This window comes from Streptomyces sp. NPDC060184, from assembly GCF_042728795.1.
GTDB lineage: Bacteria > Actinomycetota > Actinomycetes > Streptomycetales > Streptomycetaceae > Streptomyces.
In genome coordinates, this window is the sequence record NZ_JBHWYX010000009.1 from 160,891 (window position 1) to 184,997 (window position 24,107).

Annotated in this window: 19 protein-coding genes and 1 pseudogene; 5 read left to right on the top strand and 15 right to left on the bottom strand. The window is 71.5% G+C overall.

Annotation, left to right across the window (positions count from 1 at the left end; translation table 11 throughout):
* Window positions 1-7: 7 nt before the first annotated feature.
* The 7 genes from ACFWEE_RS08790 to ACFWEE_RS08820 all read right to left on the bottom strand — a co-directional run bounded on the left by ACFWEE_RS08790 (window position 8) and on the right by ACFWEE_RS08820 (window position 6,420).
* Window positions 8-940: a type II secretion system F family protein gene (locus ACFWEE_RS08790; RefSeq protein WP_386887664.1), complete on the bottom strand. Its 933-nt coding sequence runs from the start codon at window positions 938-940 to the stop codon at window positions 8-10.
* Window positions 941-951: 11 nt separating this feature from the next.
* Entirely contained in the window at window positions 952-2,289 is a 1,338-nt protein-coding gene (locus ACFWEE_RS08795; RefSeq protein WP_386887666.1) for a CpaF family protein, read from the bottom strand.
* 105 nt (window positions 2,290-2,394) lie between these two features.
* On the bottom strand, window positions 2,395-2,871 hold the full coding sequence (locus ACFWEE_RS08800) for a TadE/TadG family type IV pilus assembly protein (protein WP_386887668.1): 477 nt from the start codon (window positions 2,869-2,871) through the stop codon (window positions 2,395-2,397).
* 3 nt (window positions 2,872-2,874) lie between these two features.
* A complete protein-coding gene (locus tag ACFWEE_RS08805; protein WP_386887670.1) occupies window positions 2,875-3,447 on the bottom strand; it encodes a TadE family protein in 573 nt (190 codons plus the stop codon).
* A gap of 3 nt (window positions 3,448-3,450) precedes the next feature.
* A complete protein-coding gene (locus ACFWEE_RS08810; protein ID WP_386887672.1) occupies window positions 3,451-4,734 on the bottom strand; it encodes a CpaE family protein in 1,284 nt (427 codons plus the stop codon).
* A gap of 6 nt (window positions 4,735-4,740) precedes the next feature.
* On the bottom strand, window positions 4,741-5,448 hold the full coding sequence (gene cpaB, locus ACFWEE_RS08815; protein ID WP_386887673.1) for a Flp pilus assembly protein CpaB: 708 nt from the start codon (window positions 5,446-5,448) through the stop codon (window positions 4,741-4,743).
* 105 nt (window positions 5,449-5,553) lie between these two features.
* Window positions 5,554-6,420, bottom strand: coding sequence for a hypothetical protein (locus ACFWEE_RS08820; RefSeq protein WP_386887675.1), 867 nt, complete (start codon window positions 6,418-6,420; stop codon window positions 5,554-5,556).
* A 919-nt stretch (window positions 6,421-7,339) separates the two neighbouring features.
* On the opposite strand from ACFWEE_RS08820, the gene ACFWEE_RS08825 reads away from it, so the two are divergent.
* Window positions 7,340-9,070 (top strand): chitinase, encoded by a 1,731-nt coding sequence (locus ACFWEE_RS08825; protein ID WP_386887677.1) that lies wholly within the window; start codon window positions 7,340-7,342, stop codon window positions 9,068-9,070.
* 158 nt (window positions 9,071-9,228) lie between these two features.
* Here ACFWEE_RS08825 and ACFWEE_RS08830 read toward each other — a convergent pair whose 3' ends face one another.
* The 3 genes and pseudogenes from ACFWEE_RS08830 to ACFWEE_RS08840 all read right to left on the bottom strand — a co-directional run.
* Complete coding sequence (locus ACFWEE_RS08830) at window positions 9,229-9,639, bottom strand: RidA family protein (RefSeq protein WP_386887679.1); 411 nt, start codon at window positions 9,637-9,639, stop codon at window positions 9,229-9,231.
* 11 nt (window positions 9,640-9,650) lie between these two features.
* Window positions 9,651-10,445 carry an IclR family transcriptional regulator gene (locus tag ACFWEE_RS08835; RefSeq protein ID WP_386887681.1) on the bottom strand — a complete coding sequence of 265 codons (795 nt, stop codon included), beginning with the start codon at window positions 10,443-10,445 and terminating at the stop codon, window positions 9,651-9,653.
* 215 nt (window positions 10,446-10,660) lie between these two features.
* A pseudogene (locus tag ACFWEE_RS08840) lies at window positions 10,661-11,632 on the bottom strand (sugar kinase); the annotation flags it as partial.
* Between the two features lie 361 nt (window positions 11,633-11,993).
* On the opposite strand from ACFWEE_RS08840, the gene ACFWEE_RS08845 reads away from it, so the two are divergent.
* Both ACFWEE_RS08845 and ACFWEE_RS08850 read left to right on the top strand, forming a co-directional pair.
* The gene (locus ACFWEE_RS08845; protein ID WP_386887683.1) at window positions 11,994-13,355 is read left to right on the top strand and encodes an alanine racemase; all 1,362 of its coding nucleotides are present in this window, start codon (window positions 11,994-11,996) and stop codon (window positions 13,353-13,355) included.
* A gap of 60 nt (window positions 13,356-13,415) precedes the next feature.
* Window positions 13,416-15,032 (top strand): amidohydrolase family protein, encoded by a 1,617-nt coding sequence (locus ACFWEE_RS08850; RefSeq protein WP_386887685.1) that lies wholly within the window; start codon window positions 13,416-13,418, stop codon window positions 15,030-15,032.
* Window positions 15,033-15,116: 84 nt separating this feature from the next.
* Here ACFWEE_RS08850 and ACFWEE_RS08855 read toward each other — a convergent pair whose 3' ends face one another.
* Both ACFWEE_RS08855 and ACFWEE_RS08860 read right to left on the bottom strand, forming a co-directional pair.
* Window positions 15,117-16,019: a serine protease gene (locus ACFWEE_RS08855; protein ID WP_386887687.1), complete on the bottom strand. Its 903-nt coding sequence runs from the start codon at window positions 16,017-16,019 to the stop codon at window positions 15,117-15,119.
* A 282-nt stretch (window positions 16,020-16,301) separates the two neighbouring features.
* Window positions 16,302-16,628, bottom strand: coding sequence for a hypothetical protein (locus tag ACFWEE_RS08860; RefSeq protein ID WP_386887689.1), 327 nt, complete (start codon window positions 16,626-16,628; stop codon window positions 16,302-16,304).
* A 385-nt stretch (window positions 16,629-17,013) separates the two neighbouring features.
* Between ACFWEE_RS08860 and ACFWEE_RS08865 the strand changes: the two genes are divergently transcribed.
* Window positions 17,014-18,225: a pyridoxal phosphate-dependent aminotransferase gene (locus ACFWEE_RS08865; RefSeq protein WP_386887691.1), complete on the top strand. Its 1,212-nt coding sequence runs from the start codon at window positions 17,014-17,016 to the stop codon at window positions 18,223-18,225.
* Between the two features lie 163 nt (window positions 18,226-18,388).
* Here the strand turns inward: ACFWEE_RS08865 and ACFWEE_RS08870 are convergent, their stop codons facing one another.
* The 3 genes from ACFWEE_RS08870 to ACFWEE_RS08880 all read right to left on the bottom strand — a co-directional run bounded on the left by ACFWEE_RS08870 (window position 18,389) and on the right by ACFWEE_RS08880 (window position 22,813).
* Window positions 18,389-18,787 (bottom strand): hypothetical protein, encoded by a 399-nt coding sequence (locus ACFWEE_RS08870; RefSeq protein WP_386887693.1) that lies wholly within the window; start codon window positions 18,785-18,787, stop codon window positions 18,389-18,391.
* A 227-nt stretch (window positions 18,788-19,014) separates the two neighbouring features.
* Window positions 19,015-20,739, bottom strand: coding sequence for an Ig-like domain repeat protein (locus ACFWEE_RS08875; protein ID WP_386887695.1), 1,725 nt, complete (start codon window positions 20,737-20,739; stop codon window positions 19,015-19,017).
* Between the two features lie 247 nt (window positions 20,740-20,986).
* Window positions 20,987-22,813: a phosphoenolpyruvate carboxykinase (GTP) gene (locus ACFWEE_RS08880; RefSeq protein ID WP_386887697.1), complete on the bottom strand. Its 1,827-nt coding sequence runs from the start codon at window positions 22,811-22,813 to the stop codon at window positions 20,987-20,989.
* 362 nt (window positions 22,814-23,175) lie between these two features.
* On the opposite strand from ACFWEE_RS08880, the gene ACFWEE_RS08885 reads away from it, so the two are divergent.
* On the top strand, window positions 23,176-23,862 hold the full coding sequence (locus ACFWEE_RS08885; protein ID WP_386887699.1) for a hemolysin III family protein: 687 nt from the start codon (window positions 23,176-23,178) through the stop codon (window positions 23,860-23,862).
* The last annotated feature ends 245 nt before the right edge of the window (window positions 23,863-24,107 follow it).

The window sequence follows — 24,107 nt, forward strand, 5'->3', positions numbered from 1 at the left end:
TCCTCCCTCAGACGTCGATACGGGACATACGACGGATCACGACGAATCCGATCGTGTACAGGGCGATGGAGACCACCACGGCGACCTGGCCGAGGAAGGCACCCGTCATACGGTCCAGCGCCCCCGGCATCACGGCGTTCATCAGGAGCATCGCTCCGAGGCCGAAGATGGGTACGGCGTAGGCGGTGACGGTGACCTGGGAGAGCTGGGTCTTGACCTCGCGCCGGGTCTCCTTGCGCTCTTCCAGCGTCTCGGTGAGGTTGCGCAGTGAGCTGACGACCGTACCGCCGGCCCGGTTGGAGAGCACCAACGTCGAGATGAGGACGGCCAGTTCACGGGAGGGCAAGCGGTCGGTCAGTTCGCTGAGGGCGTCGTCCAGTGATTCACCGACGGCGAGGCGTCGGGCGACCCTGGCCAGCTCCTCCCCCGCGGGGTTCTCCAACTCCTCCGCGGCCATGGCGAGCGAGGTACGCAGAGCCAGGCCGGCCTGAGTGGCGTTCGCCAGGATGCGGGAGAGTTCCGGGAGTTGGTTGATGAAGCGTTCGGTCCGCTTGACGCGCTGCCAGTTGAGGAACGCGTTCGTGGCCCACAGCCCGATCAGCGCCGCCACCGGCCCGAAGAAGGAAGCCAGCATGGAGGAGGCGACCGCCCAGAGGATCGCCATCGCGGCGATCGCGTACACGACGAACTCGCCCGGGGTGATCTCCAACCCCGTCGCTCCGAGTTTGAGTTCGAGCCTCCGGCCGAGCTTGGTGGTCCGCAGCCGCCGGTCCAGGCCGGCGAAGTGCCGGTTGCTCCTGGCGGCGTGCCCGGCGTACGACAGCCGCTCCACGAGCGCGTCCCGGTCCGCCTTGCCGCCGGTGTAGGCGTACAGGCCCCAGACGCCGAGTACGCCGCAGAGCAGCGTCACACCGACCGTGATCAGAGGGAGATAGTTCATGGCGGGGATACCTACATGGCCTCTCGGGTGGCGAGTTGGTCGGAGTGCAGGGCGACGCCGAAGGCCTGCGGGATGGGCTGGCTGGCCATGTAGAGGCGGTCGGCGATGCGGCGGGGCAGCGGGAGGTACTGGAACTGGCCGTAGATCCTGCCGTCCGCGGCCATCGGCTGCGCGTTGAAGCGGGCGACGCTCACGATGCGGTACGGGTCGCGGCCGTGGGAGTCGAGGGCGGCGATCTCGGTGATCTTGCGGGTGCCGTCGGCGTGCCGGGTCAGCTGGACGATGATGTCGACGGCGCTGTTGATCTGGTCGTGCAGCGCCTCGAACGGGATCTTGATCTCGGACATCGAGGCGAGGGTCTGGAGGCGCATCAGCGCGTCCTCGGCGTTGTTGGCGTGGACGGTGGCGAGCGAGCCGTCGTGGCCGGTGGACATCGCCTGGAGCATGTCGAGCGACTCCCCGCCTCGGACCTCACCGACCACGATCCGGTCGGGGCGCATGCGCAGGGAGTTGCGGACCAGGTCGCGGATGGTGATCTGGCCCTTGCCCTCCACGTTGGCGGGGCGGGACTCCAGCCGGATCACGTGGTTCTGCTGGAGCTGGAGTTCGGCGGAGTCCTCGATGGTGACGATGCGCTCGTTGTTCGGGATCAGTCCGGAGAGCGCGTTGAGCAGGGTGGTCTTCCCGGTGCCGGTGGCCCCGGAGACGATGATGTTCAGCTTGGCCTGGACGAACCCGGCGAGCAGCACCAGCATCTGTTCGTCGAGCGAGCCGAAGCCGATCATCTCGTGGAGGGTGAAGGAGCGGGGGAAGCGGCGGATGGTGAGGGTCGCGCCGGTGAGCGAGAGCGGCGGGATGATCACGTTGACGCGCTCGCCGCTGGGGAGCCGGGCGTCGACCATCGGGTTGGACTCGTCCACGCGGCGGTTGACGGTGGAGACGATGCGCTCGATGGTCTGCATCAGCTGCTCGTGCGAACCGAAGCGCATGGGCAGTTGCTCGACCTTGCCGCTGCGTTCGACGAAGACCTGGTCGGGGCCGTTGACCATGATCTCGGTGATGGACGCGTCTTCGAGCAGCGGCTCCAGGATGCCGAGGCCGAGGGCCTCGTCCACGACGCGGCGGATGAGCTGGGAGCGCTCCAGCGTCGAGAGGACGGGGCCTTCCCGGCTGATGATGTGGCCGAGTACGCGCTCCAGCCGGACCCGCCGGTCGGCGGCGGCCAGCGAGGACATCTCCGCGAGGTCGATCTCCTCCAGGAGCTTGGCACGGTAGAGGGCGACCATGTGGCCGTCCTCGCGCGCCCCGCCGTTCTCCTCGGGAGCGGTGATGCGTGCCCGCAGGCTCATGTGCGTGACTCTCTCTCTGGCTGTCCGGTCGGTGCCGCGGGCGGGGTAGGGGGACGGGGACGACGTACGGGAGACGGGGTGGGGGGGGTACGTGAGTGGGCCCGGTCAGCCCCGGGGGAAGGTGGCGCTGCGGCGGGCCCAGGACCAGTCGACGCCGGGGACCACGCTCGGGACCTTGATCCGTACGGTGGCGGTGACCTCGTCGGCCCCGCCGGACATGTCGATGTCGAATTCGTCGGCGCCGGTGAGCCAGTCGCTGATGGCGTCGCGGCCGTCCTGCTCGGCGTTCCCGCGCGGGTAGTCCTGGCTGGCGCTGCGGGCCGCGACCCGGGCGGCGGTGCCCGCCTGGTTGGCCGCGTACGCCGCGAGGCCCAGCTGGACGGCGAGCATGCCGACCAGCAGCAGCAGGGGCAGGAAGCCGAGGTACTCGATGGCGACCTGGCCCCGGTCGCGCCGCCTCTCTCCGGCGACGGCGGGCGCGGTCGCCGGAGCGGGACCGGAAGCGGGCGCCGAGGCGGGACCGGAGGCGGGCGCCGGAGCGGGACCGGAGGCGGAGACCGGGGCGGGGACGGTGGTGGTCATCGCTCAGCCCTCCTGCGGCGAGGCCGCGTCGCCGTCGATGCGCACGTTCAGGTCGAAGAGGCCGGGCACCAGGACGGGAACCTTGAGCGTGACCTTCGTCCGGTAGAGGGAGGAGCCACTGCTGCACCTGACCACGGCGTTGCCCTCCCAGGCGTCGGGCAGGTTCTCGCGGGCCTTCTGCCGGCAGGCGAAGCTCGAACCGAATTCGGCACCGGCCCCGGCCCGCGCGCCCTTGTCGGCCGCGTTCCCGGCGAGCATGAAGGTGTAGCCGACGAGGGCGAGCTCCCAGAGCACGAGCATGATCAGGATGATGAACGGCGTCATGCCCAGGAACTCGATCGCGGTCTGCCCCCGGTCGCGCCGGGGCCCGCCCGCGACACGGAACAGGCGCCCGCCCCCCGCACCCGTGGGCCCGCCGGTGCGGAACCGGAGCCCGCCCCCCGCACCCGTGGGCCCGCCGGTGCGGAACCGGCGCCCGCCCCCGTCACCCGTGGGCCCGCCGGTGCGGCCGTTCCGGGAGGAGGCGCCGGGGCGCCTCCTCCCTATGTCGGTGTCGTGCGTCAGCGTGGTGGTCATCGCTCAACGTGTCCCCTCGGTCCGTCCCCGGCCCGCGTCGGTGCCGCGCCGTCCGCGCGGGCCTCCGATCGAGCCCCGGTCGTTGCGCACCTTGCCGTTCTTCTTCTCCCCCGGCCGGGGCTTGACGATCCCGATCTCCCCGGCGAGTCCCCAGAGCGCCTGCTTGACCGTGCTCTTGGCGTCGAGTTCGTGGAGCCGCCCGGCATCGACGACGCCTTGCAGCTCCTTGAAGCCGGCGGGCACGGCCACGCCAGCGACGCGGGTGCCGGTGATCTTCTGGATGAGTGGTGGCTGGATCTCCGTGCTCCGGGTGTAGCGGTTGACGACGGTGAGGGTCTCCTCGGCCTTGCGGATCTGCAGCCGGTCCCACATCCGGACGATGCGTTTGGCGCCGCGTACCGCGATGACGTCGGGGGTCGTCACCAGCACGGCCACGTCCGCCATCTCGACCGCCGCCGCGTTGGCGCCGTTCATCTGGCTGCCGCCGTCCACGACGACGACCTCGTACCGGGAGCGCAGGGCGCTGACGATCTGGCGGGCCGACCGGTCGCTGACCTCCTCGCCCCGTTCCCCGTCGCCCGGTGCGAGCAGCAGGGCGAGGCCGGTGGAGTGGGAGAAGACGGCGTCGGTGAGGACGCGCGGCGATATCTCGGAGACAAGGGCGAGGTCCACGATCGACCTGCGGAACTGCACGTCCAGGTAGGAGGCGATGTCGCCGGTCTGCAGGTCCATGTCGACGAGGGCGACGGTCTGCCCGGACGCCTGTGCGGCCAGGGCGAGTTGGACGGCGGCGAGGGTGCAGCCGACACCGCCCTTGGCTCCGGTGAGGGTGACGACCATGCCGCCGGGGCCGGTGAAGACCTCGTTGCCGGAGCTGAGGTGGCGCCGCACGCCGGACGACCACTGGGCCGCCGCCTGGATGCGGTTGACCAGTTCCTCGTAGCCGAGGGGCAGCGTGACGATGCCGCGGGCGCCGGAGTCCATGGCGGCGGCGAAGAGCGCGGGGCTCGCGTCGGTGGTGATCAGGACGACCCCGACCGCCGGGAAGCGGAGCGAGACCTCCCTGATCAGCTCCAGGGCGGGTACCGGGCCGATGCGTTCGTGGACGAGGACGACCTCCGGCAGTTCGTCGAAGGCTTCGCCCGCCAGCCGGGCGAGGGTGTCGATGAGCTGGGTGGAGTCGCCGACCGGGGTGGCCGGTTCGGCGTCGGGCAGCTGGCTGAGCAGGGTGGTGACGGATCTGGCCGCGTCGATGTCTCCGACGGCCGGGAGGATTCTGATGGTCATCCGTCCTCACTTGTCCTTGTCGAGCTGGTACGTGCGGTCGCCCGGACGAATGGTTCCGTCGCTGCCGGGGGCGACGAGCGCCAGCCGTACGTGCTCCGCGAAGGACTCGGCGTACGCGATGCGCTGGGTGTCCAGCGTGTTGAGGGCGAAGGTGATCGGGACCGCCTGCGTCATCTGGAAGGAGGTGCTGTTGCGGTCGGGTTCGAGCGCGGTGAGCTTGCCGACGTCGAGCACCTTGGCGTTGGCGACGATGACCTTCGACTGCGCCGGGTCGCCCTCGCGTTCACCGGCGAAGGTGGCGTAGACGTTCACCGTGGCACCCGGGGTGATCTTTCCGGCGACACCGGTCGCCGCGTCGATCATGATGGCGATCTCCTGCTCGCCGGCCCTCAGTTCGGGCTTGGCGACCATCATGTCGGTCTGCAGCAGGGAACCTGCGCGGAGCTGGGTGACGGCGATCTTGCCCTGGACCTCGCGCAGATCGGTCACGGCGTTGGCGGAGAGCCACCGCTCCGGCATCGAGATCTTCTCGAACTGACCGCTGTTCAGCGCCGTGTACGGGGCGACGTTGGTCTTGAGCTGGTACGCGGTGACCTCGGGCCCGACCTTCGAGTTGACGTCACTGATCACGGAGAGCACCCCTGCGAAGGCGCCGAAGGCGCACAGGACCGACAGGAGCAGGAGTATGACGCCACGGCGCTGGCGGGAGTTCATGGACCGGACAACCTCGTTCGGATCGGATGCGTGGGGCGACGGACAGGGAGGGGTGCGTACGGTGCGGTGTGCCCGGCGAGGGGCCAAGGGCGCGGCGGCGGGTCGCTACCTCTCACGGGCGAGCACGACCGTGCCGTGGGTGCGGCTCTCGGGCTGCGTGAGGGGGGAGGAGCAGAACCCGCAGCGGTCTCCGATGAGTTCCATGCCGCACCAGTGGCAATTCTCCCGCCGTACCGAGGCCACCAGCTGGTACAGCACGGAGATGTCCGGGAGGTAGGAGGCGAATTCCACCAGTTTCGAGGTGCCCCACCAGCGGACCGAGTCGGCGGGGAGCGCCGCCTCGTGAATGGCCTGGACCTTCCAGTCCACGGCCAGTCGCTCCCGTACCCATTCCTGCGGGGCCTGGCCCTTGGCGATCAGCAGATGGGTGGCGAAATCCGGTCCCGGCAGCGGCTCCATCGTGGGGCGCACTTTCACCAGTCGCGCGTCGGCACCGGCCAGTGCGGCGAACTGGGCTCCGGGTACCCATGACTTGGCGTGCTCCTTGAGGCTGACCGGAAAGCGGTCGAGCTTGGCCACGGAGTTCAGCAGGGCCCCGGCGTGGATGTAGTGGGCCAGCAGCCGGACGGCGGAGGCGACCACGCCGGGGCTGAAGTCGCAGATGGATAGTTGCCTCAACTGCCGGACGAGTACGGCGATTCCGAGCGGCGGCAGATCGACCTTGAGCAGGGCGATCCGGTCGCTCTCCAGCACCGAGCGGATGGCGTACAGCCGTCGCTCGTGGGCGGGCGGAAGGGAGGACGGGTACACGGCGATCACGTATCCGTGCTGTTCCAGCAGGAGATGGATGTCGCCGACGGCGAGTTCCAGCGCCTGGTCCTCCGGTGCGTGCAGCAGCGCGGCGGTCGGTGTCTGCTGGTCTGTCGGTGGCAGCACCAGGTCAGCGCTGGTCACTGCAATGGCGATCGGCACGCTGTTCCCCGTTCGGCTCCGGCCGGCGTCGCACCGCCGACCGCAATCGCTCCTGTCCGTGGTTCTCCGACAGCACTGTAGTCACGTCCCACCAGGCGGGAAACCGTCTTCAGGAATCAATATGGCGACGGATACCGGGAAGGCGGCACCACCGTCGGTCCCATATCAGCGCGGGGCGAAAGTAGTTGAATTCGATACGCCGGGGAGGTTTATCCGGCGTTTTTCCAGCCATTCACCAATCCGCTGATCTTGGGCGGCCGTTGGCGTTTCACTCGCCGTCGGCCGCGCCCCCGTACGGCAATTGATGAGTACGAGAACTCATTGACGCCACCCGCTCCCCCGTGCGTCCGCATGATGCCCATCGGCACGACCGCCAACCCTTCTTTGCACACGCCATTTTATCCGGGTCACGGCGCGGCCCGGCCGACAGCCGGACCGCGAGGCGGCGTCCCCGGGCCCGCTGCCGGGCCCCGCCGTTCGTCCCGCCGCTCCCAGCAGGGGCGACGGGCGGCGTTCCGTGCGCCCCGGACCGGCGGGCCGCGCGGATCCGCCGCACCCGGCCAACAGGGTTGCGGGCGCGCCGCGTTGACACCGGGACGCGCGTCCACACGGTCGCAAAGGTTCCGGCCGCCACCGCACGGACCGGGGTGCGGAGGGCCTCGTACTCAGCGCACGGATCCGCTCCGACCGGACATAACGACGCACCGCCCGGGCTGCCGCACAACCGCTAGGACGAGTGAATCGGCAACAGAGGTCTTGACAACTTGATTGGTCTGGACCAGTTTATCGGCCAGCGGTGGCCACCGTCCCCCCTCGTCGCCCTCCCGCGGCGACTCCCCCGCATGACCGCATGGACCCGCACGGACCCGCACGGACCCCCGGCACCCCCGCCACCACCCCGACTCCCCCGGAGGATGCAGTGGAACGCACCGCAGGCAGCAGGCACCGAAGGCCCCACACCCGCCCCGCGCTCGGCGCCGCCATGGCCGTCGTCGCAGCGGGCGCGCTGACCCTCACCGGCATGGTGAGCAGCGCGGAGGCCGCCGACGTCAACGTGGCCAAGAACGCGGGCTTCGAGTCGGGCCTCACCAACTGGACCTGTACGAGCGGCAGTGGAGCCACCGTCTCCTCGCCCGTGCACGGCGGCAGCTCCGCGCTCAAGGCCACCCCGGCCGGGCTGGACAACGCGCAGTGCAGCCAGACCGTCGCGGTGAAGCCCAACTCGACGTACGCGCTCTCCTCCTGGGTGCAGGGCAGTTACGTCTACCTCGGCGTGAGCGGCACCGGCACCACGGACGTCTCCACCTGGACGCCGAGCGCCACCAGCTGGACGCAGCTCGCCACGAGCTTCACGACCGGCGCCTCCACCACCTCGGTCACCGTCTACACCCACGGCTGGTACGGCCAGCCCGCCTACTACGCGGACGACATCGCGGTCACCGGCCCGGACGGCGGCGGCGGCACCGACCCCGCTCCGACGGTCCCGGCCACTCCGGCGGGTCTCACCTCGGGCTCCAAGACCTCGTCCTCCGTGTCGCTCTCCTGGAACTCCATCTCCGGGGCCACCGGCTACACCGTCTACAAGGACGGCGTGAAGGCCACCACCTCGACCGGGACCTCGGCGACCATCTCCGGGCTCTCCGCCGACACCGCGTACTCCTTCGCGGTCAGCGCGACCAACGCGGCGGGCGAGTCGGCCAAGTCGGCGGCGCTCAGCGTCCGTACGTCCACCTCGGGCACCACCAACCCGCCCCCGTCGACCACGGTGCCCAAGCACGCGGTGACCGGCTACTGGCAGAACTTCAACAACGGCGCGACCGTCCAGAAGCTCAGTGACGTGCCGGCCGCCTACGACATCATCGCGGTCTCCTTCGCGGACGCCACGTCCACCCCGGGCGCGGTCTCCTTCACGCTGGACTCGGCGGGCCTGAACGGCTACACGGTCGACCAGTTCAAGGCCGACATCAAGGCGAAGCAGGCCGCCGGGAAGAACGTCATCATCTCGGTCGGCGGCGAGAAGGGCGCGGTCGCGGTCAACAGCGACGCCTCCGCCACCGCGTTCGCCGACTCGGTCTACTCCCTGATGCAGACGTACGGCTTCAACGGCGTCGACATCGACCTGGAGAACGGCCTCAACTCCACCTACATGACGAAGGCGTTGCGCGCGCTCTCCACCAAGGCGGGCTCGGGTCTGGTCATCACGATGGCCCCGCAGACCATCGACATGCAGTCGACGTCGGGCGAGTACTTCAAGACGGCGCTCAACGTCAAGGACATCCTGACGGTCGTCAACATGCAGTACTACAACAGCGGTTCGATGCTCGGCTGCGACGGCAAGGTGTACTCGCAGGGCTCGGTGGACTTCCTCACCGCGCTCGCCTGCATCCAGCTGGAGGGCGGTCTCGACGCCTCGCAGGTCGGCCTCGGGGTTCCCGCCTCGTCCCGGGCCGCGGGCAGCGGCTACATCGCCCCGTCGATCGTGAGCGCCGCGCTCGACTGCCTGACGAAGGGCACCAACTGCGGTTCGTTCAAGCCGTCCAAGACCTACCCGGCGCTGCGCGGCGCGATGACCTGGTCCACCAACTGGGACGCCACCGCGGGCAACGCCTGGTCGAGCGCGGTCGGTGCGAGCGTCCACGCGCTGCCGTAACGGGAACGTCCGTCGGCAACCGGCCGTGAGGTGAGGGCCGGAGCCACACCGTCGAAAAGCGTCACCGCTCCCCCGGTGGCGCTTTTCGGCGTTCCGGGGGAGCGGCGGCGGTCCGGCGAGGGACGCGGGCTCGGGCGAGTACGGCGCGGTGCGCGGGGTCAGCCGAGTACGGCGAGCGCGTCGATCTCGATGAGCAGCCCCTTGGGCAGACCGACGTAGACCGTGGTGCGGGCTGCGGCCGGGGCCTTGAGGCCCTGCTCCTCGAAGTACGCGTTGTAGATCTCGTTCATCTCGGCGAAGTGGTCCACGTCCGTGAGGTAGACGCGCATCATCATCACGTCGTCCCAGCTCGCGCCGCCCTCCTCCAGGATCGCCTTGACGTTGGCGAAGGTCTGCAGGGTCTGCTCGCGCAGGGTGGGTCCGGCCGGGGTCGGGGCCTGGCCCTCCACGGCGGGGAGGAAGCCGACCTGGCCGGCCACCTGGAGGATGTTCCCCTTCTTCACCCCGTGCGAGAACTTCGCGGGCGGGGTGGTGTGGGTGCTGGGGGTGAGAGCGGTCTTCTCGGTCATGAATCGTCCTTCTACGGTGCGGTGTTCGTATCGAGTGCGGCAGGTGAGGCGGACACGGCGGGCACGGCCGTGCCCGAGTACTCGCGGCTGATGGCGTCGGCGGTGCGGCGCAACTGCGGCAGCAGGGCGAGCAGTTCCTCGGCGGTGACCACGACGTTCGGCGCGGAGACCGACATCGCGGCGACCACCCGGCCGTCGGCTCCCCGGACGGGGGCGCCGACGCAGTTGATGGACTCCTCGTGGCCGCCGAGGTCGGTGGCCCAGCCCTGTTCGCGGACGGTGGCGAGTTCACGGAGGAAGGCCGCCGCGTTGGGCGTCGAACGGGGCGTGTACGAGGGGTAGTCGAGCCGTTCGGCGACGGCCCGGCGCTCCGGCTCGGGGAGGTCGGCGAGGAGCAGTTTGGCGACGGCGGCGACGGACATGGCGACGGTCTTGCCGATGCGCGAGTACATCCGCACCGGGTAGCGGCTGTCGACCTTGTCGATGTAGAGGACCTCGCCCTCCTCGTACACGGCGAGGTGGACGGTGTGTCCGCAGCTCTCGTTGAGCTCCACGAGGTGCGGGTGGGCGATCTCGCGGACGTCGAGGTTCTCGACGGCCTCCTGGGCGAGCGCGAAGAGACGGGCGCCGAGACGGTAGCGCTGGTCCTCCTGGCGGTAGACGAGCCCGTGCTCGCGCAGGGTGCGCAGCAGCCGCAGGGCCGTGGACTTGTGGACGCCGAGCCGGTCGGCGACGCGGCCGAGGTCGGCAGGGCCCTCGGCGAGCAGCGGCAGGATGCTCAGCGCGCGGTCGACGGTCTGGCTCATCCGGTGGCTCCTTCCGCCACTGCGCCCGTACGCCCCGTCTCCGGGCTTCCGGCCTCGGTGGATCCTGCATCCGGGCGTCCCGTCCCCGGGCTTCCGGCCTCGGTGGATCCCGCTTCCGGGCGTCCGGTCCCCGGGCATCCGGTTGCGGTGGATCCCGCTTCCGGGCGTCCCGTCCCCGGGCTTCCGGTTGCGGTGGCCCCCGGACCGGTGCGTCCGGTCCATCCGGGGCCGAGTCGCAGTCTCCCCCATGCCGCGTCGTCCAGCGCGGCGAGCCGGTCGGCGTGGGCGCGGGCCGGGGGGTGGGCGAGGTCGCCGGGGACGGTGAGGACGGCGGCGGCCAGCAGGTGGCCGTGGCGGATCCGGTCGCGTACGGGCAGACCGCGCAGGGTCGCGGAGAGGAAGCCGGCGGCGAAGGCGTCGCCCGCTCCCACGGCGGCGACCACGTCCACGCGGGGGGCCGGGACCCTGGTGATCTCGTCCGTCCCCGGTCCGGGCGGGGTGGAGCCGGGGCGGGCGAGGACCGTCGCACCGTCCGCACCGTGCTTGACGACGAGGACGGCGGGTTCCGGGAGGGCGGCGCGCAGGGCCTCGGATCCGTGCACGCCCCAGGCCTCCGCCGCCTCGTCCTCGCCGACGAACACCACGTCGGCGCCGCGTGCCAGGTCGCGCAGGACCCCGGGTCCCGCGGGGTGTCCGCGCCAGAGGCGAGGGCGGTGGTTGATGTCGAAGGAGACCAGGGGCCGGCCGGGGCGCTGGGCGGTGAGCGTGCGCAGCAGGGCGAGGCAGTCGGCGGAGAGCGCGGCGGTGATGCCGGTGAGGTGGAGGACGCGGCCGGCGAAGAGGGCGTCGTACGGGGCGTTCGCCGGGGACATCGCGGAGGCGGCGGACCCGGCCCGGTAGTAGGCGACCTCGTGGTCCGGGTCGGCGCGGTCCGCGGCGGTGCGGAAGTAGACGCCGGTGGGGCGGTCGGGGTCGCGGTGCACGGCGGAGGTGTCGACGCCGTGTCCGGCGATGGTGGAGACGAGGTGGTCGCCGAAGCCGTCGTCGCCGACCCGGCCGACCCAGGCCGCCCGGTGCCCGGCTCCCGCCAGGGCGCAGGCGACGTTGGACTCGGCGCCGCCGATTCCGCGCAGGAAGGCGGGCACGTCGGCGAGGCGGCCGGGCCCGGCGGGGTGGAAGGTCACCATCGACTCGCCGAGGCAGACGACGTCGACGGCGCCGGGGGCACGGCCGTCGGCGGGCGCTGTGGTCGCGGGGGCGGTGCTCCCGGTGGTCCGGGTCTCCGCCGGGACGGTGGTCGCGGGGGCGGTGCTCCCGGCGTGCGCGGGGTCGGCCGTTCCGGTTCCGGGCACCTGGGCTCCTCGCTGGTCACTGGTCGCTGGTCACTGGCCGGCCGGTCGCTGATGTCTGGTGGCTGTCAGCGGGGCTGCCGTCGCCGGCTCGTCGTTGACCCGGCGTCGGCTCGGATGTTAGACAGCCTGGAGCGACATACGCAATGAGCGTTGCAGAGGATGCAACGCTCAAGGAATCCGGGAAAAGGGGATCCGCATGGCAGCCGACGCGACATCCGGAAGCGGGAAGACGGGCACCACGGCGGCCGGAGCGGCCGAGGACGCGGTGGCGGTCGCGGAGCGGCACGCCGCCGCGCTCGCCGACGAGCGGATCGACTCCCGGTTCAAGGGCCTGCCGCCTGATGCCGAAGGGCTCACCGTGGGCGCCCTCGCCGCCGAGGCCCGGCCCCTCTTCTCCGGCGGGTTCACCACCCCGCTGCTGACGCTCTCCGCCGAGTCGCTCGACGCCAACCTCGCACTGCTGGAGGCGTACACCGAGCGGCACAAGCTGGCCTTCGCGCCGCACGGCAAGACCTCGATGTCCCCGCAGCTCTTCGCCCGCCAACTCCGGCACGGGGCCTGGGGGATCACCGCAGCCGTCCCGCACCAGGCCCGGGTCTACCGCGACCACGGCATCCGGCGGATCTTCCTCGCCAACGAGGTGGTGGACCCGGTCGCGCTGACCTGGCTGGCGCGCGAGCTGGACGCGGACCCGGAGTTCACCTTCGTCTGTTACGTCGACTCGGTGCGCGGGGTCGAGCTGATGGACCAGGCCCTGCGCGCGGCGGGCGCCCGCCGCGCCGTGGACGTGGTGGTGGAGCTGGGCGCGGGCGAGGGCGCCCGCACCGGCGTACGTACGGAGGCGGAGGGCGCGGCGGTCGCGGAGGCGGTCGCCGCCGTGTCCACGCTGCGGCTGGTCGGGGTCGCCGGTTACGAGGGCGAGGTGCCGGGTGCCACGACCGGGCGGGTCGGCGACTGGCTGCGCCGACTCGTCGCGCTCACCGCCGAGTTCGACGAGGCGGGCCGGTTCGGCGGACTCTCCGGGGACGAGGAGATCCTGGTGAGCGCGGGCGGCAGCGCCTGGTTCGACGTGGTCGCCGAGGTGTTCGCCGAGATCCCCCAACTGAGCCGCCCGGTCTGCCCGTTGCTGCGCTCGGGGGCGTACGTCTCGCACGACGACGGTCAGTACCGCAACCTCACTCCCTTCAACCGGGTACCGGAAGAGGGAGAGTTGCAGCCCGCGTTCCGGCTGTGGACGCAGGTCGTCTCGCGCCCCACCGACGGCCAGGCGTTCGTCAACGCGGGCAAGCGGGACGCCGCGTACGACCTCCACCTCCCGGAGGCCCAAGTGGTCCGTTCGGCACGGGACGGCTCGGTGCGGCCCGCGACCGGGATCACCGTCACCGGCCTCTCCGACCAGCACGGCTGGCTGGCCACGGAGCCGGGCACCGGCCTCGAGGTGGGCGACTGGGTCGGCCTGGGGCTCTCGCACCCGTGCACCTCCTTCGACAAGTGGCAGCTCATCCCCGTCGTGCGGGAGGACGGCACGGTGGCGGAGTACCTGCGCACCTACTTCTGAGATCGCCCCGAGCCCGCAGCACCGTCCGAACCCGCACATCAGAGCCCCGGGAGGGCTGCCATGGATCTCGTCATCCGCGACGCGCGCGTCATCGACGGCGGCGGCGGTCCGTCCTTCCGGGCGGACGTCGCCGTCGACGGCGGGCGGATCGCCGCGATCCACCCCGAGGGCTCCCCGGGCCGGCGCCCGACCGCCCGCCGCGCCCTGGAGGCGGACGGCCTCGCGCTGGCCCCCGGCTTCATCGACATGCACGCCCACAGCGACCTCGCGCTGCTCCGCGACCCCGACCACAGCGCGAAGGCCGCCCAGGGCGTCACCCTCGAAGTCCTGGGCCAGGACGGCCTGTCGTACGCCCCCGTGGACGACCGCACGCTCGCCGAGGTCCGCCGGACCATCGCCGGGTGGAACGGCAACGGCGACGACGTCGACTTCGACTGGCGCACGGTCGGCGAGTACCTCGACCGGCTCGACCGGAACTTCGGCGGCGAGGGCATCGCCGTCAACGCCGCCTACCTCGTCCCCCAGGGCACGGTCCGGATGTACGCGGTGGGCTGGGAGGACCGCCCCGCCACCGCGGCCGAACTGGACCGGATGCGCGAACTCGTCGCCCAGGGCATGCGGGAGGGCGCGGTCGGCATGTCGTCCGGCCTGACCTACACCCCCGGGATGTACGCGGACGACGCCGAACTCACCGAACTCTGCCGCGTGGTGGCGGACCACGGCGGCTACTGGTGCCCGCACCACCGCTCGTACGGGGCGGGTGCGCTGGAGGCGTACGAGGAGATGGTGCGGGTCACCCGGAAGGCCGGGTGCGCCCTCCATCTCGCCCACGCCACCATGAACTTCGGGGTCAACGAGGGCCGCGCGCCCGAACTGCTCGACCTGCTCGACCGGGCGCTGGACGAGGGCGCCGACATCTCGCTGGACACCTACCCGTACACCCCCGGGTGCACCACGCTGGTGGCGATGCTGCCGAGCTGGGCGAGCGAGGGCGGCCCGGAGGCGACCCTGGCGCGGCTCGCGGACCCCGCCACCGCCGCGCGGATGCGCCACGACCTGGAGGTCACCGGATCGGACGGCTGCCACGGGGTGCCGATCGACTGGGACACCATCGAGATCTCCGGCGTCACCTCCCCCGCGCTCGCCGGGTACGTGGGCCGCACGGTCGCCGCCTCGGCGCGGGAGCGGGCCGAGGAGCCGTGGGCCACCGCGCGACGGCTGCTCACCGAGGACCGCCTCGGCTCCACGATCCTCCAGCACGTGGGGCACGAGGAGAACGTCCGCCGGATCATGCGCCACCGGGTGCACACCGGCGGCAGCGACGGCATTCTGCGCGGCGACAAACCGCACCCGCGCGCGTACGGCACCTTCCCGCACTATCTCGGGCGCTACGCGAGGGAGTTGGGCGTCCTCACCCTGGAGGAGTGCGTGGCGCACCTGACCTCCCGCCCGGCGGCCCGGCTGCGCCTCTCGGACCGCGGGCTGGTCCGCGACGGGTACCGCGCCGACCTCGTACTCTTCGATCCTTCGACGGTGGCGGCAGGTTCGACCTTCGAGGCGCCCCGGACCCTTCCGGTGGGCATCCCGCACGTGCTGATCGACGGCCGGTTCGTCGTCGAGGACGGCCGCAGGACCCAGGTGCTGGCGGGCCGCTCGGTCCGCTCGGCCACGCGCTGACCCGGGGTGCGCCGACCCGGGGCACGCTCCCCCGGGCCCGCGCGCGGACGGCGGCCCGGGAGAGCGTCAACAGGCCTCGCGGCGTTACGGCTTGGGCAGGGCGCAGCCGCTGCGGGTGAGGTCGATCACGCTGCCGGGGCCGACGCAGGGCACGATGCCGTAGGTCTCCTGGGCGTAGTTGATGCCCTGGCGCACGGTGACCGTGCCGTTGGCGTCGACCTCGCACGGGTTGTTCTCCGTGCACTGTCCGCCGTCCTCGTTGCCGGTGTTGTTGACGGCGACGACCTTGCCGGTCGCGTCGTCGATCACCGGGGAGCCCGAGGTGCCGCCGATGGTCTGGCAGGCGGAGGTGTAGCGGACCGAGTCCTTCCAGGTCCACGCGCCTTCCTTGAGGCGGTAGACGAAACCGTCGACGGCGCAGGAGTAGGTCCGCTTCCAGTAGCCGGACGCGACCGTGATCGCGGTGCCCTGGACGGGGTGGGTGGCGGAGAGCTCCAGCGCCTTGATGCCGTAGCTGCTCTCTATCTGGGCGTAGGTGCGGGTGAGCTGGTAGAGCGAGATGTCGGTGTCGGTCATCGTGCCGTAGGCGATCTTGCTGGCGCGCAGGGTGCCGACGCCGGTGCCGGACGCGTTGAGCAGCGTGAAGGAGCGGGTGGACGCGCGGTTCACGATGACCTGCCCGGCGGCCGGGAAGCCCGTCTCCAGGCAGTGGCCGTTGGAGAGGACCAGCGCGGGATCGGTGGCCAGGGCGGTGGGGGTACGGACGACGGAGCCGGAACAGTTGCTCAGCGCCACGGTGCCGGCGAAACCGACCGCCTGCACTCCGGCGACGGACCGGACCGCGGAAGAGGCACCGGCGGCGGGTGCGGACTTTCCGACGGACGCCACGGACGCGGTCGCCCCGGGGCCGGTGGCGGCGACCGCGGGCGCCACGCCGGTGCCGAGGAGAAGGGCGCTCAGGAGTGCGGCGACGAGAGGCTTTTTCATGGGGGTCCCCTCAGGTGACCTGGTGCGCGGGCCCGCCGGGTTGGGCGGGCCCGCGCACGCGTGACCGGAGATCTTCCGGCCTTGGCATGAGCATGCTCACGTACGGGATCCACCCCCACAAGGGGCGGAATCCAGCCGCACCCGACACACTCGACGGGCCCAGCGGGCCCGCGAGGGACACCCGGCCTCCGAGGGACACCAGACCCACGAGGGACACCCGCCCCACGCCGCGGACACCGGGGACGCAACCTCCGGGAAGCGCTCACGGCGACCGTGCCCGGTTCAGGCTCCGGCCGCCGCCGCTTCCCTGGCGTAGGTCACGGCCTGGAGGAGCGAGAGGCCCGGCTCGGCCCTGCGCAGCGCCCTGATCGCTGCGGTGGAGTCGGCGGGTCCGGTGTGCCCCACCGCCGTGAGCCGCTCGCGCACCCAGCGGACGCGCAGCTCGGCCTCGGGCCGGTCGGTGTACGACCCGACGAGGGCGAGCGCGCGCTCCAGGCCCGGACGGTCGGCGGGAGGCGCAGCCGCCAGTTCCTCGCGGAGCGCGTCGAGGATGCCGGTGGCGTCGTGGAGGACGAGGACGGCGAGGTGGTTCTTCACGAGGAGGCCCATGACCGTACTCTGCCCGGGGCGTCCGACCCCGGTGCACGGGTTGAGCAACATCTGAGCCACCGCTCCGGCGCCACCACCGCCCCACCACCCCCGCCGCCACCGCTACCCACACCACCCGCCGCACCCGCACCTCGTACGCACGCCCGATCCCCACCGATGCGTACGTACGCATGTGCGAGCCGGGGACCCGCGTGGCGCATCTCACCCGCGGCTCCACCACACGCGCATTCAAAGCCGCACCACCGGCACGACCGGGCGTTCCCACGGCTCACCCGCCCGGCCGCATGGCGATGGAAGCCTCGACGGCCGGCCGGGCCGTCCGCGACGACCCCGCCCGGCAGCGGCTCCCGAGCACGCCGCGAAACACCGCCGTAAGCTCGCGGACATGCAGGTCATCCAGTCCACGAAGCTCGCCAACGTCTGCTACGAGATCAGGGGCCCCGTGCTGGAGGAGGCGATGCGGCTGGAAGCGGCCGGTCAGCGCATCCTCAAGCTGAACACGGGCAACCCGGCGGCGTTCGGTTTCGAGTGCCCGCCCGAGATCCTCGAAGACATCCTGCGCAACGTCGCGGGGGCGCACGGGTACGGCGACGCGAAGGGCCTGCTGTCGGCGCGCCGGGCTGTGATGCAGCACTACCAGACCAAGGGCATCCCGCTGGACGTCGAGGACATCTACCTCGGCAACGGCGTCTCCGAGCTGATCCAGATGTCGATGCAGGCGCTGCTGGACGACGGGGACGAGGTCCTCGTACCGGCGCCCGACTACCCGCTCTGGACCGCCTCGGTCTCGCTGGCGGGCGGTACGGCGGTGCACTACCGCTGCGACGAGCAGGCCGACTGGATGCCGGACCTCGCCGACATCGAGCGGAAGATCACGGACCGCACCAAGGCCATCGTGATCATCAACCCCAACAACCCGACCGGCGCCGTCTACGACGACGAGATGCTGCGCGGGCTGACGGAGATCGCGCGCCGCCACTCCCTGGTGGTCTGCTCCGACGAGATCTACGACCGCATCCTCTACGACGGCGCCACCCACACCCCGACCGCGGCGATCGCCCCGGACCTGCTGGTCCTCACCTTCAACGGCCTGTCGAAGAACTACCGGGTGGCCGGATACCGCTCCGGGTGGCTGGCGGTGTGCGGGCCGAAGGAGCATGCCTCCTCGTACATCGAGGGGCTGACGATCCTCGCCAACATGCGGCTCTGCGCCAACATGCCGGCCCAGCACGCGGTGGCGACGGCGCTCGGCGGACGGCAGTCGATCGACGATCTGGTGCTGCCGGGCGGCCGGATCCTGGAGCAGCGGGACGTGGCGTACGACCTGCTGACGCAGATCCCCGGGGTGACCTGCGTGAAGCCCAAGGGCGCCCTGTACCTCTTCCCCCGGCTCGATCCGAAGGTCTACAAGATCAAGGACGACCGGCAGATGGTCCTGGACCTGCTGCGGGCCGAGAAGATCATGGTGGTGCACGGCACCGGGTTCAACTGGCCGGAACCCGACCACTTCCGGGTGGTCACGCTGCCCTCGGCGGAAGACCTCCGGGACGCGGTGACCCGGATCGCGCACTTCCTGGACGGTTACAGCCAGCCGTGAACGAGCGCCGCCCTCGGCCGTGAGGGGGCGCCCGACCGCCCGTGCCGGCGTCGCCCCTCGCGAGAGGGCTCTGCCGTGACAGAGCGCTCGGCCGGCCGCCACAGGGCACTGGGCCCGTGGGCGCCGGGGCGGCCGGAGCCGATGCCCGCGGCGGCCCCGCGCCTCAGGCGGTCGGGACCAGGCGCGGGGTTCCGGCGGACGTCGACAGCGCTTCGGCGTGCGCGTCCATCCGTTCCGCCGCGAGGATCGCCGCCGCGGTGTCGGCGCGGGACGCGGCCACCACGAGCGCCCGGCCCGCGAGGGCGTGGGCGCGGCGGTGCAGGGCCCCGGGCGGGGCGTCGATCAGTCCGGCGTGCCGGGCCGGGGGCGCGCCGCGCAGCCGGGACACCTGTTCGGCGATGCGGTCTCCGGCCGTGTCGAGCCCGAGCTCGTCGGTGACGGAGAGCAGGGCGGCGAGGTGTCCGGCGAGCTGGATGTCCAGCTCCTCCTCGCGGCTGCGGTGCGGGAATCCGGCGGTTTCGGCCGGTGTGTGGACCGACGGGGTGCGGATCGGCTCGTACATGGGTGGCCTCCAGGTTCTGCTGGAAAACCATCCTATCTTGGAATCAGTCTAAAGTTATGTGCGATCTCAGGATCGCCGCGCTCGCTCCGACCCGCGCGGGAAGTGACCGGCCGGCGCGGGAAGTGACCGGCCCGCGGGAGGGCTGCCGACCCGCGAGAGGGTGACCGGCCGGCGCGGGGGGCGACCGGCCCGCTGGTCGGCCACCCCCCGCCCCGCACCCGCCCCGGTCAGACCGGCTTGCGGACCCGGACGGTCGCCGTCGCACCGCTGGCAAGGTGCACGTCGTCGCCCGCGTAGCCGACCTGGTACGTCACCTCACCGTTGGCGCCCGGGATGTCGTCGATGGTGAAGGTGCCGTCCGCCGCGACGGCCGCCGACGTCAGCGTGCCGGTCCCCCGCTTGTCGGTGCGCACCACGGAGAGCGTGATCCCGGCGGGCAGCGCGCGGCCCTGACCGGTGAGGGTGCCGGTGATCCGCAGTCCCACCCCCTTGACGCCCTCCGCCGGGGCGGTCAGGGCGATCGAGGTCGGGGCCTTCGCCACCTCGGTCTCCAGGGCGATGTTCTCGGTCGGGCGGTGGGTCAGGTCGCCGGTGAACGAGACGGTGTACGTCGCCGGGCCGACCACCGACGGCACGTCCAGCACGGTGAACGTCCCGTCCGCGTCGACCTCGGCGGGGGCGAGCGTACGGTCGCCGCCCGCGTCGTGGCGTACGGCCGTCACCTTGACGGGCTGCGCCGGTGCGGGCCCGTCGATCTCCAGCCGGCCCCGGATGCCGAGGGGTTCGCCGACCACGGGCTGGGCCGCGCTCGTGGAGAGCGTGCCGGTGAAGCGGGTGTCGTACTGGGCGGCGGGCGGCTGGACGATGTGCAGCCAGTACTCGTAGCCGGTGGTGCTGCTGGTGACGGCGAAGAGGCGGGAGCCGTCCTCGGACCAGGCGAGGCCGCGCGGGGCGACCTTGCTGCCGTCGAGCGCGCCCTCGAAGGCGAACTCCAGCGGGGGCGTGGCGTCCGCCGGATCGGCGGGCTGGATCAGCAGGTCCGCGGTACCGCCGGTGGCGGCGGCGCCCCGCGCCACGTACTTCCCGTCGCCGCTGAAGGCGACCGCGCTGGCCACGGCGCCCTCGGGGAGCGGCTGGTAGGCGGTGGAGGCGTCGGAGAGGTCGTCCGCGTTCAGCAGCCGGGTGCCGGTACGGGCGTCCGCGACGGCGATCAGGCTGCCGTCCGCGGACTCGGCCACGTCCCGCATGTCCATCCCGCCCTGGCCGGTGCTGTCGGCGAACCGGCGCTCGGCGGTGCGGACGAGGCCGGTGCCGCTCGCGTCGAAGACGGCGAGGTGCGGGTCGGTCACGGTGGTCCCCCGGGGCTGGGCCATGATCAGCCGGTCCGGGGTCTGCGGGGTGCTGAAGAGCCGGAGCCGGCCGATGTCGTTCCAGCCGGTCGAGGTGGACGTGCCGTTGGCCGCCCCGTACACGGTGTACGTCCGGTTGTCGCAGTCGCTGTCGTTGTTGGTCCCGGTGTACCAGGTCCGGCCGCCCGCGAAGCCGGTCTCCCGGGGGCAGTAGACATCGTAGGCGCCGTACACCCGGCCGGTGCGGGCGTAGGTGGTGGTGTCGAACGTGATCACGCCCGTCGTCTGGCTGACCTGCAGCGTCGAGCTGTCCGAACTGAGCGCCATGGTCGACGGCACGTCGTCCGTCACCAGGGTGGTGACCTTCTCGCCGCCGAAGTCGTAGACCTGGACCGAACCCGTACCGCTGGTCCTGCGGTCGTCGCTGACGTAGACGCGCTGGTGGACCGAGTCGACGACCAGCGAGCCGAACGAGCTGACCGGCAGCTTGACGACCAGCTCCCCGGCCGTACCGGTCCCGGCGGCCAGGGCGGCGGGCGCGGCCAGCGCGGTCAGGCCGACGGTGCCCAGCGAGAGTGCGGCGACCGCCGCGGCGGCCCCCATGCGGAGTCTCGAATTCCTCAACGTACTTCCCCCACACACGTGTTGACGCCCCGGGCGACTCCCGGAGGCGTGCGAGGGACAGGTAACTATCGTGAACACCTCACGCGCAAGGGATTACTGAAAACCGGCGTGTCATGCGCCGCAGGAGCGACCGGCGGACCGTCCGGAGCCGCGGACGGCGCGGCCCCCGGAACCACGTGGATTCCGGGGGCCGTTCACGCGCTCACTCCAGGGGCCTCATCGGACTTCACCCCAGGCGCCGCACCAGCGCCCGGTATTCGTCCCACAGTTCCTTCGGCGTGTGATCGCCGAAGGTGCTGAGGTGCTCGGGGACCAGCGCCGCCTCCTCACGCCAGACCTCCTTGTCGACGGTGAGCAGGAAGTCCAACTCCGCCTCGGAGAGCCCGAGTCCGTCGGTGTCGAGCGAACCCTTGGCCGGCAGGATGCCGATCGGCGACTCGACGCCCTCGGCCGTGCCCTCCAGCCGCTCCACGATCCACTTGAGCACCCGGCTGTTCTCGCCGAACCCGGGCCAGACGAACCGGCCCACGTCGTCCTTGCGGAACCAGTTCACGTAGTAGATCTTCGGCAGCTTCGACTGGTCCGGCTTGTCCGCGCCCACCTTGATCCAGTGGTTCATGTAGTCGCCCATGTTGTAGCCGCAGAACGGCAGCATGGCGAACGGGTCGCGGCGCAGCTCGCCGACCTTGCCCTCGGCGGCGGCGGTCTTCTCGGAGGCGACGTTGGCGCCGAGGAAGACGCCGTGCTGCCAGGTGAAGGACTCGGTGACCAGCGGTACGGCCGTGGCGCGGCGCCCTCCGAAGAGGATGGCCGAGATCGGCACGCCCTTCGGGTCCTCCCACTCGGGGGCGATGATCGGGCACTGGCCGGCCGGGACGGTGAAGCGGGCGTTGGGGTGGGCGGCGGGGACGCCGGACGCGGGGGTCCAGTCGTTGCCCTTCCAGTCGGTGAGGTGCGCCGGGGGTTCCTCGGTCATCCCCTCCCACCAGACGTCGCCGTCGTCGGTGAGCGCGACGTTGGTGAAGACGGAGTTGCCCCACATGGTCTTCATGGCATTGGCATTGGTGTGTTCGCCGGTGCCGGGCGCGACACCGAAGAACCCGGCCTCGGGGTTGATCGCGTAGAGCCGGCCGTCCTCGCCGAAGCGCATCCAGGCGATGTCGTCACCGATGGTCTCGACGCTCCAGCCGGAGATGGTGGGCTCCAGCATGGCGAGGTTGGTCTTGCCGCAGGCGCTCGGGAACGCGGCGGCGACGTACCTCGACTCCCCGCGCGGCGGGGTGAGTTTGAGGATCAGCATGTGCTCGGCGAGCCAGCCCTCGTCGCGCGCCATGACGGAGGCGATGCGCAGCGCGTAACACTTCTTGCCCAGCAGGGCGTTGCCGCCGTAGCCGGAGCCGTACGACCAGATCTCGCGGTCCTCGGGGAAGTGCGAGATGTACTTGGTGGCGTTGCACGGCCACGCCACGTCGGCCTGGCCTTCGGCGAGCGGGGCGCCGAGGGTGTGCACCGCCTTCACGAAGAAGCCGTCGGTGCCGAGTTCGTCGAGGACCTCCTGCCCCATCCGCGTCATGGTGCGCATGGAGACGGCGACGTACGCGGAGTCGGTGAGCTCCACGCCGATCGCGGAGAGCGGGGAGCCGACCGGGCCCATGCAGAAGGGCACGACGTAGAGGGTGCGGCCCCGCATCGAGCCCCGGAAGACGCCCTGTTCACCGGAGAAGATCTCCCGCATCTCGGCGGGGTCCTTCCAGTGGTTGGTCGGGCCCGCGTCCGCTTCCTTCGCGGAGCAGATGAAGGTGCGGTCCTCGACGCGGGCGACGTCGCTCGGATCGGAGGCGGCGTAGTAGGAGTTCGGGCGCAGCGTCGCGTCCAGCTTCGTGAAGGTGCCCTTGGCGACGAGTTCCTCGCACAGGCGCTCGTACTCGGCTTCGGAGCCGTCGCACCAGACCACACGGTCCGGCCGGGTGAGGGTCGCGATCTCGTCGACCCAGGTGACGAGTTCCTGGTGCCGGGTGGGAAGAGGGGAGGGAGCTGCGATGTCGCGCGCCACGATCGCTCCTTGTCGAGGGTGGATTTCGTTGATGCCCCGTGGGGGCTTCGACCCGGACGCTTCGACTGCGTCATCCCTGGCGCTCATCCGGTGCCGACCGCACTCATTTGATCATCCGCCGCATCCGCCCATCTGTCCAGGGGGCCTCACATGTGAGCATCACCACTCGCCGTGTCCGCTTCGACACCCACGGAAGGGACTCCCCGTAGACCCGAAAGCTCCGGGAATCGCCGGAAGACGCCGGAAAATGCCGGGCGAATCCGGCGGCCCCTGGACGCTCCGGAACACGGCCACCACCGCCCGGGAGCCTGAACACCACCACCCATAGGCGGTACTTACGGAGGCGTAGGTAGCATGCGGACATGACTGCTGCCGGTGCGTCCGCACCCGAAACCGCCGTCCTGGACGCAAGTCCGGTCAAGCCGCGGATGCGCGGCTGGCTGCACGCCGGAATGTTCCCCGCGGTGCTGGTCGCGGGGCTGGCGCTCATCACGCTCACGGACAGCGCCAAGGGACGGATCGCCTGCGCGGTGTACGTCCTCAGCGCCTGCCTGCTCTTCGGCGTGAGCGCGGTCTACCACCGCGGCACCTGGGGACCTCGCGGCGAGGCGGTGCTCCGGCGGCTGGACCACGCGAACATCTTCCTGATCATCGCGGGCACGTACACCCCGCTCACCCTGCTCCTGCTGCCCGACTCCACCGGACGCCCACTGCTCTGGGCGGTCTGGGCGGCGGCGCTGGCGGGGATAGCCTTCCGGGTGTTCTGGGTCGGCGCGCCCCGCTGGCTCTACACGCCCTGCTACATCGCGATGGGCTGGGCGGCCGTCTTCTTCCTGCCGGACTTCATGCGGGCCGGCGGCGTCGCCGTCCTGGTCCTCGTCGTCGTCGGCGGGATCCTCTACAGCGCGGGCGGCGTGATCTACGGCCTCAAGCGGCCCAACCCCTCACCGCGGTTCTTCGGCTTCCACGAGGTCTTCCACTCACTGACCCTCGCCGCGTTCGCCGCCCACTACGTGGGCATCTCGCTCGTCGCCTACCAGCACGGCTAATCGTTTCCGCACGTACGCCCCGACGACGGCGGTGGGGGGGGGGGCCGCCACGCCCGGCCCCCCGGGGCTAGAAAAAAAAAAAAAACCCCCCCACCAAACCCCCCACCCCCCCCCCACCACCCCCCCACCCCCCACCCCCAGCCGCTTTCCCACCCGCCCCACGCGACTCCTCAACACGCCTACGCGAAGGCTGCGTCTGAGCCGGAGCAGCAGCAGGCGTACGGGCAGCCGCAGCAGGCGTACGG

What these genes read in the sequence shown, in the direction of transcription:
- ACFWEE_RS08790 (WP_386887664.1), bottom strand. Translation starts at nt 940, where the DNA reads ATGAACTATCTCCCTCTGATCACGGTCGGTGTGACGCTGCTCTGCGGC.
- ACFWEE_RS08795 (WP_386887666.1), bottom strand. Translation starts at nt 2,289, where the DNA reads ATGAGCCTGCGGGCACGCATCACCGCTCCCGAGGAGAACGGCGGGGCG.
- ACFWEE_RS08800 (WP_386887668.1), bottom strand. Translation starts at nt 2,871, where the DNA reads ATGACCACCACCGTCCCCGCCCCGGTCTCCGCCTCCGGTCCCGCTCCG.
- ACFWEE_RS08805 (WP_386887670.1), bottom strand. Translation starts at nt 3,447, where the DNA reads ATGACCACCACGCTGACGCACGACACCGACATAGGGAGGAGGCGCCCC.
- ACFWEE_RS08810 (WP_386887672.1), bottom strand. Translation starts at nt 4,734, where the DNA reads ATGACCATCAGAATCCTCCCGGCCGTCGGAGACATCGACGCGGCCAGA.
- cpaB (WP_386887673.1), bottom strand. Translation starts at nt 5,448, where the DNA reads ATGAACTCCCGCCAGCGCCGTGGCGTCATACTCCTGCTCCTGTCGGTC.
- ACFWEE_RS08830 (WP_386887679.1), bottom strand. Translation starts at nt 9,639, where the DNA reads ATGACCGAGAAGACCGCTCTCACCCCCAGCACCCACACCACCCCGCCC.
- ACFWEE_RS08835 (WP_386887681.1), bottom strand. Translation starts at nt 10,445, where the DNA reads ATGAGCCAGACCGTCGACCGCGCGCTGAGCATCCTGCCGCTGCTCGCC.
- ACFWEE_RS08845 (WP_386887683.1), top strand. Translation starts at nt 11,994, where the DNA reads ATGGCAGCCGACGCGACATCCGGAAGCGGGAAGACGGGCACCACGGCG.
- ACFWEE_RS08850 (WP_386887685.1), top strand. Translation starts at nt 13,416, where the DNA reads ATGGATCTCGTCATCCGCGACGCGCGCGTCATCGACGGCGGCGGCGGT.
- ACFWEE_RS08855 (WP_386887687.1), bottom strand. Translation starts at nt 16,019, where the DNA reads ATGAAAAAGCCTCTCGTCGCCGCACTCCTGAGCGCCCTTCTCCTCGGC.
- ACFWEE_RS08860 (WP_386887689.1), bottom strand. Translation starts at nt 16,628, where the DNA reads ATGGGCCTCCTCGTGAAGAACCACCTCGCCGTCCTCGTCCTCCACGAC.
- ACFWEE_RS08865 (WP_386887691.1), top strand. Translation starts at nt 17,014, where the DNA reads ATGCAGGTCATCCAGTCCACGAAGCTCGCCAACGTCTGCTACGAGATC.
- ACFWEE_RS08870 (WP_386887693.1), bottom strand. Translation starts at nt 18,787, where the DNA reads ATGTACGAGCCGATCCGCACCCCGTCGGTCCACACACCGGCCGAAACC.
- ACFWEE_RS08875 (WP_386887695.1), bottom strand. Translation starts at nt 20,739, where the DNA reads ATGGGGGCCGCCGCGGCGGTCGCCGCACTCTCGCTGGGCACCGTCGGC.
- ACFWEE_RS08885 (WP_386887699.1), top strand. Translation starts at nt 23,176, where the DNA reads ATGACTGCTGCCGGTGCGTCCGCACCCGAAACCGCCGTCCTGGACGCA.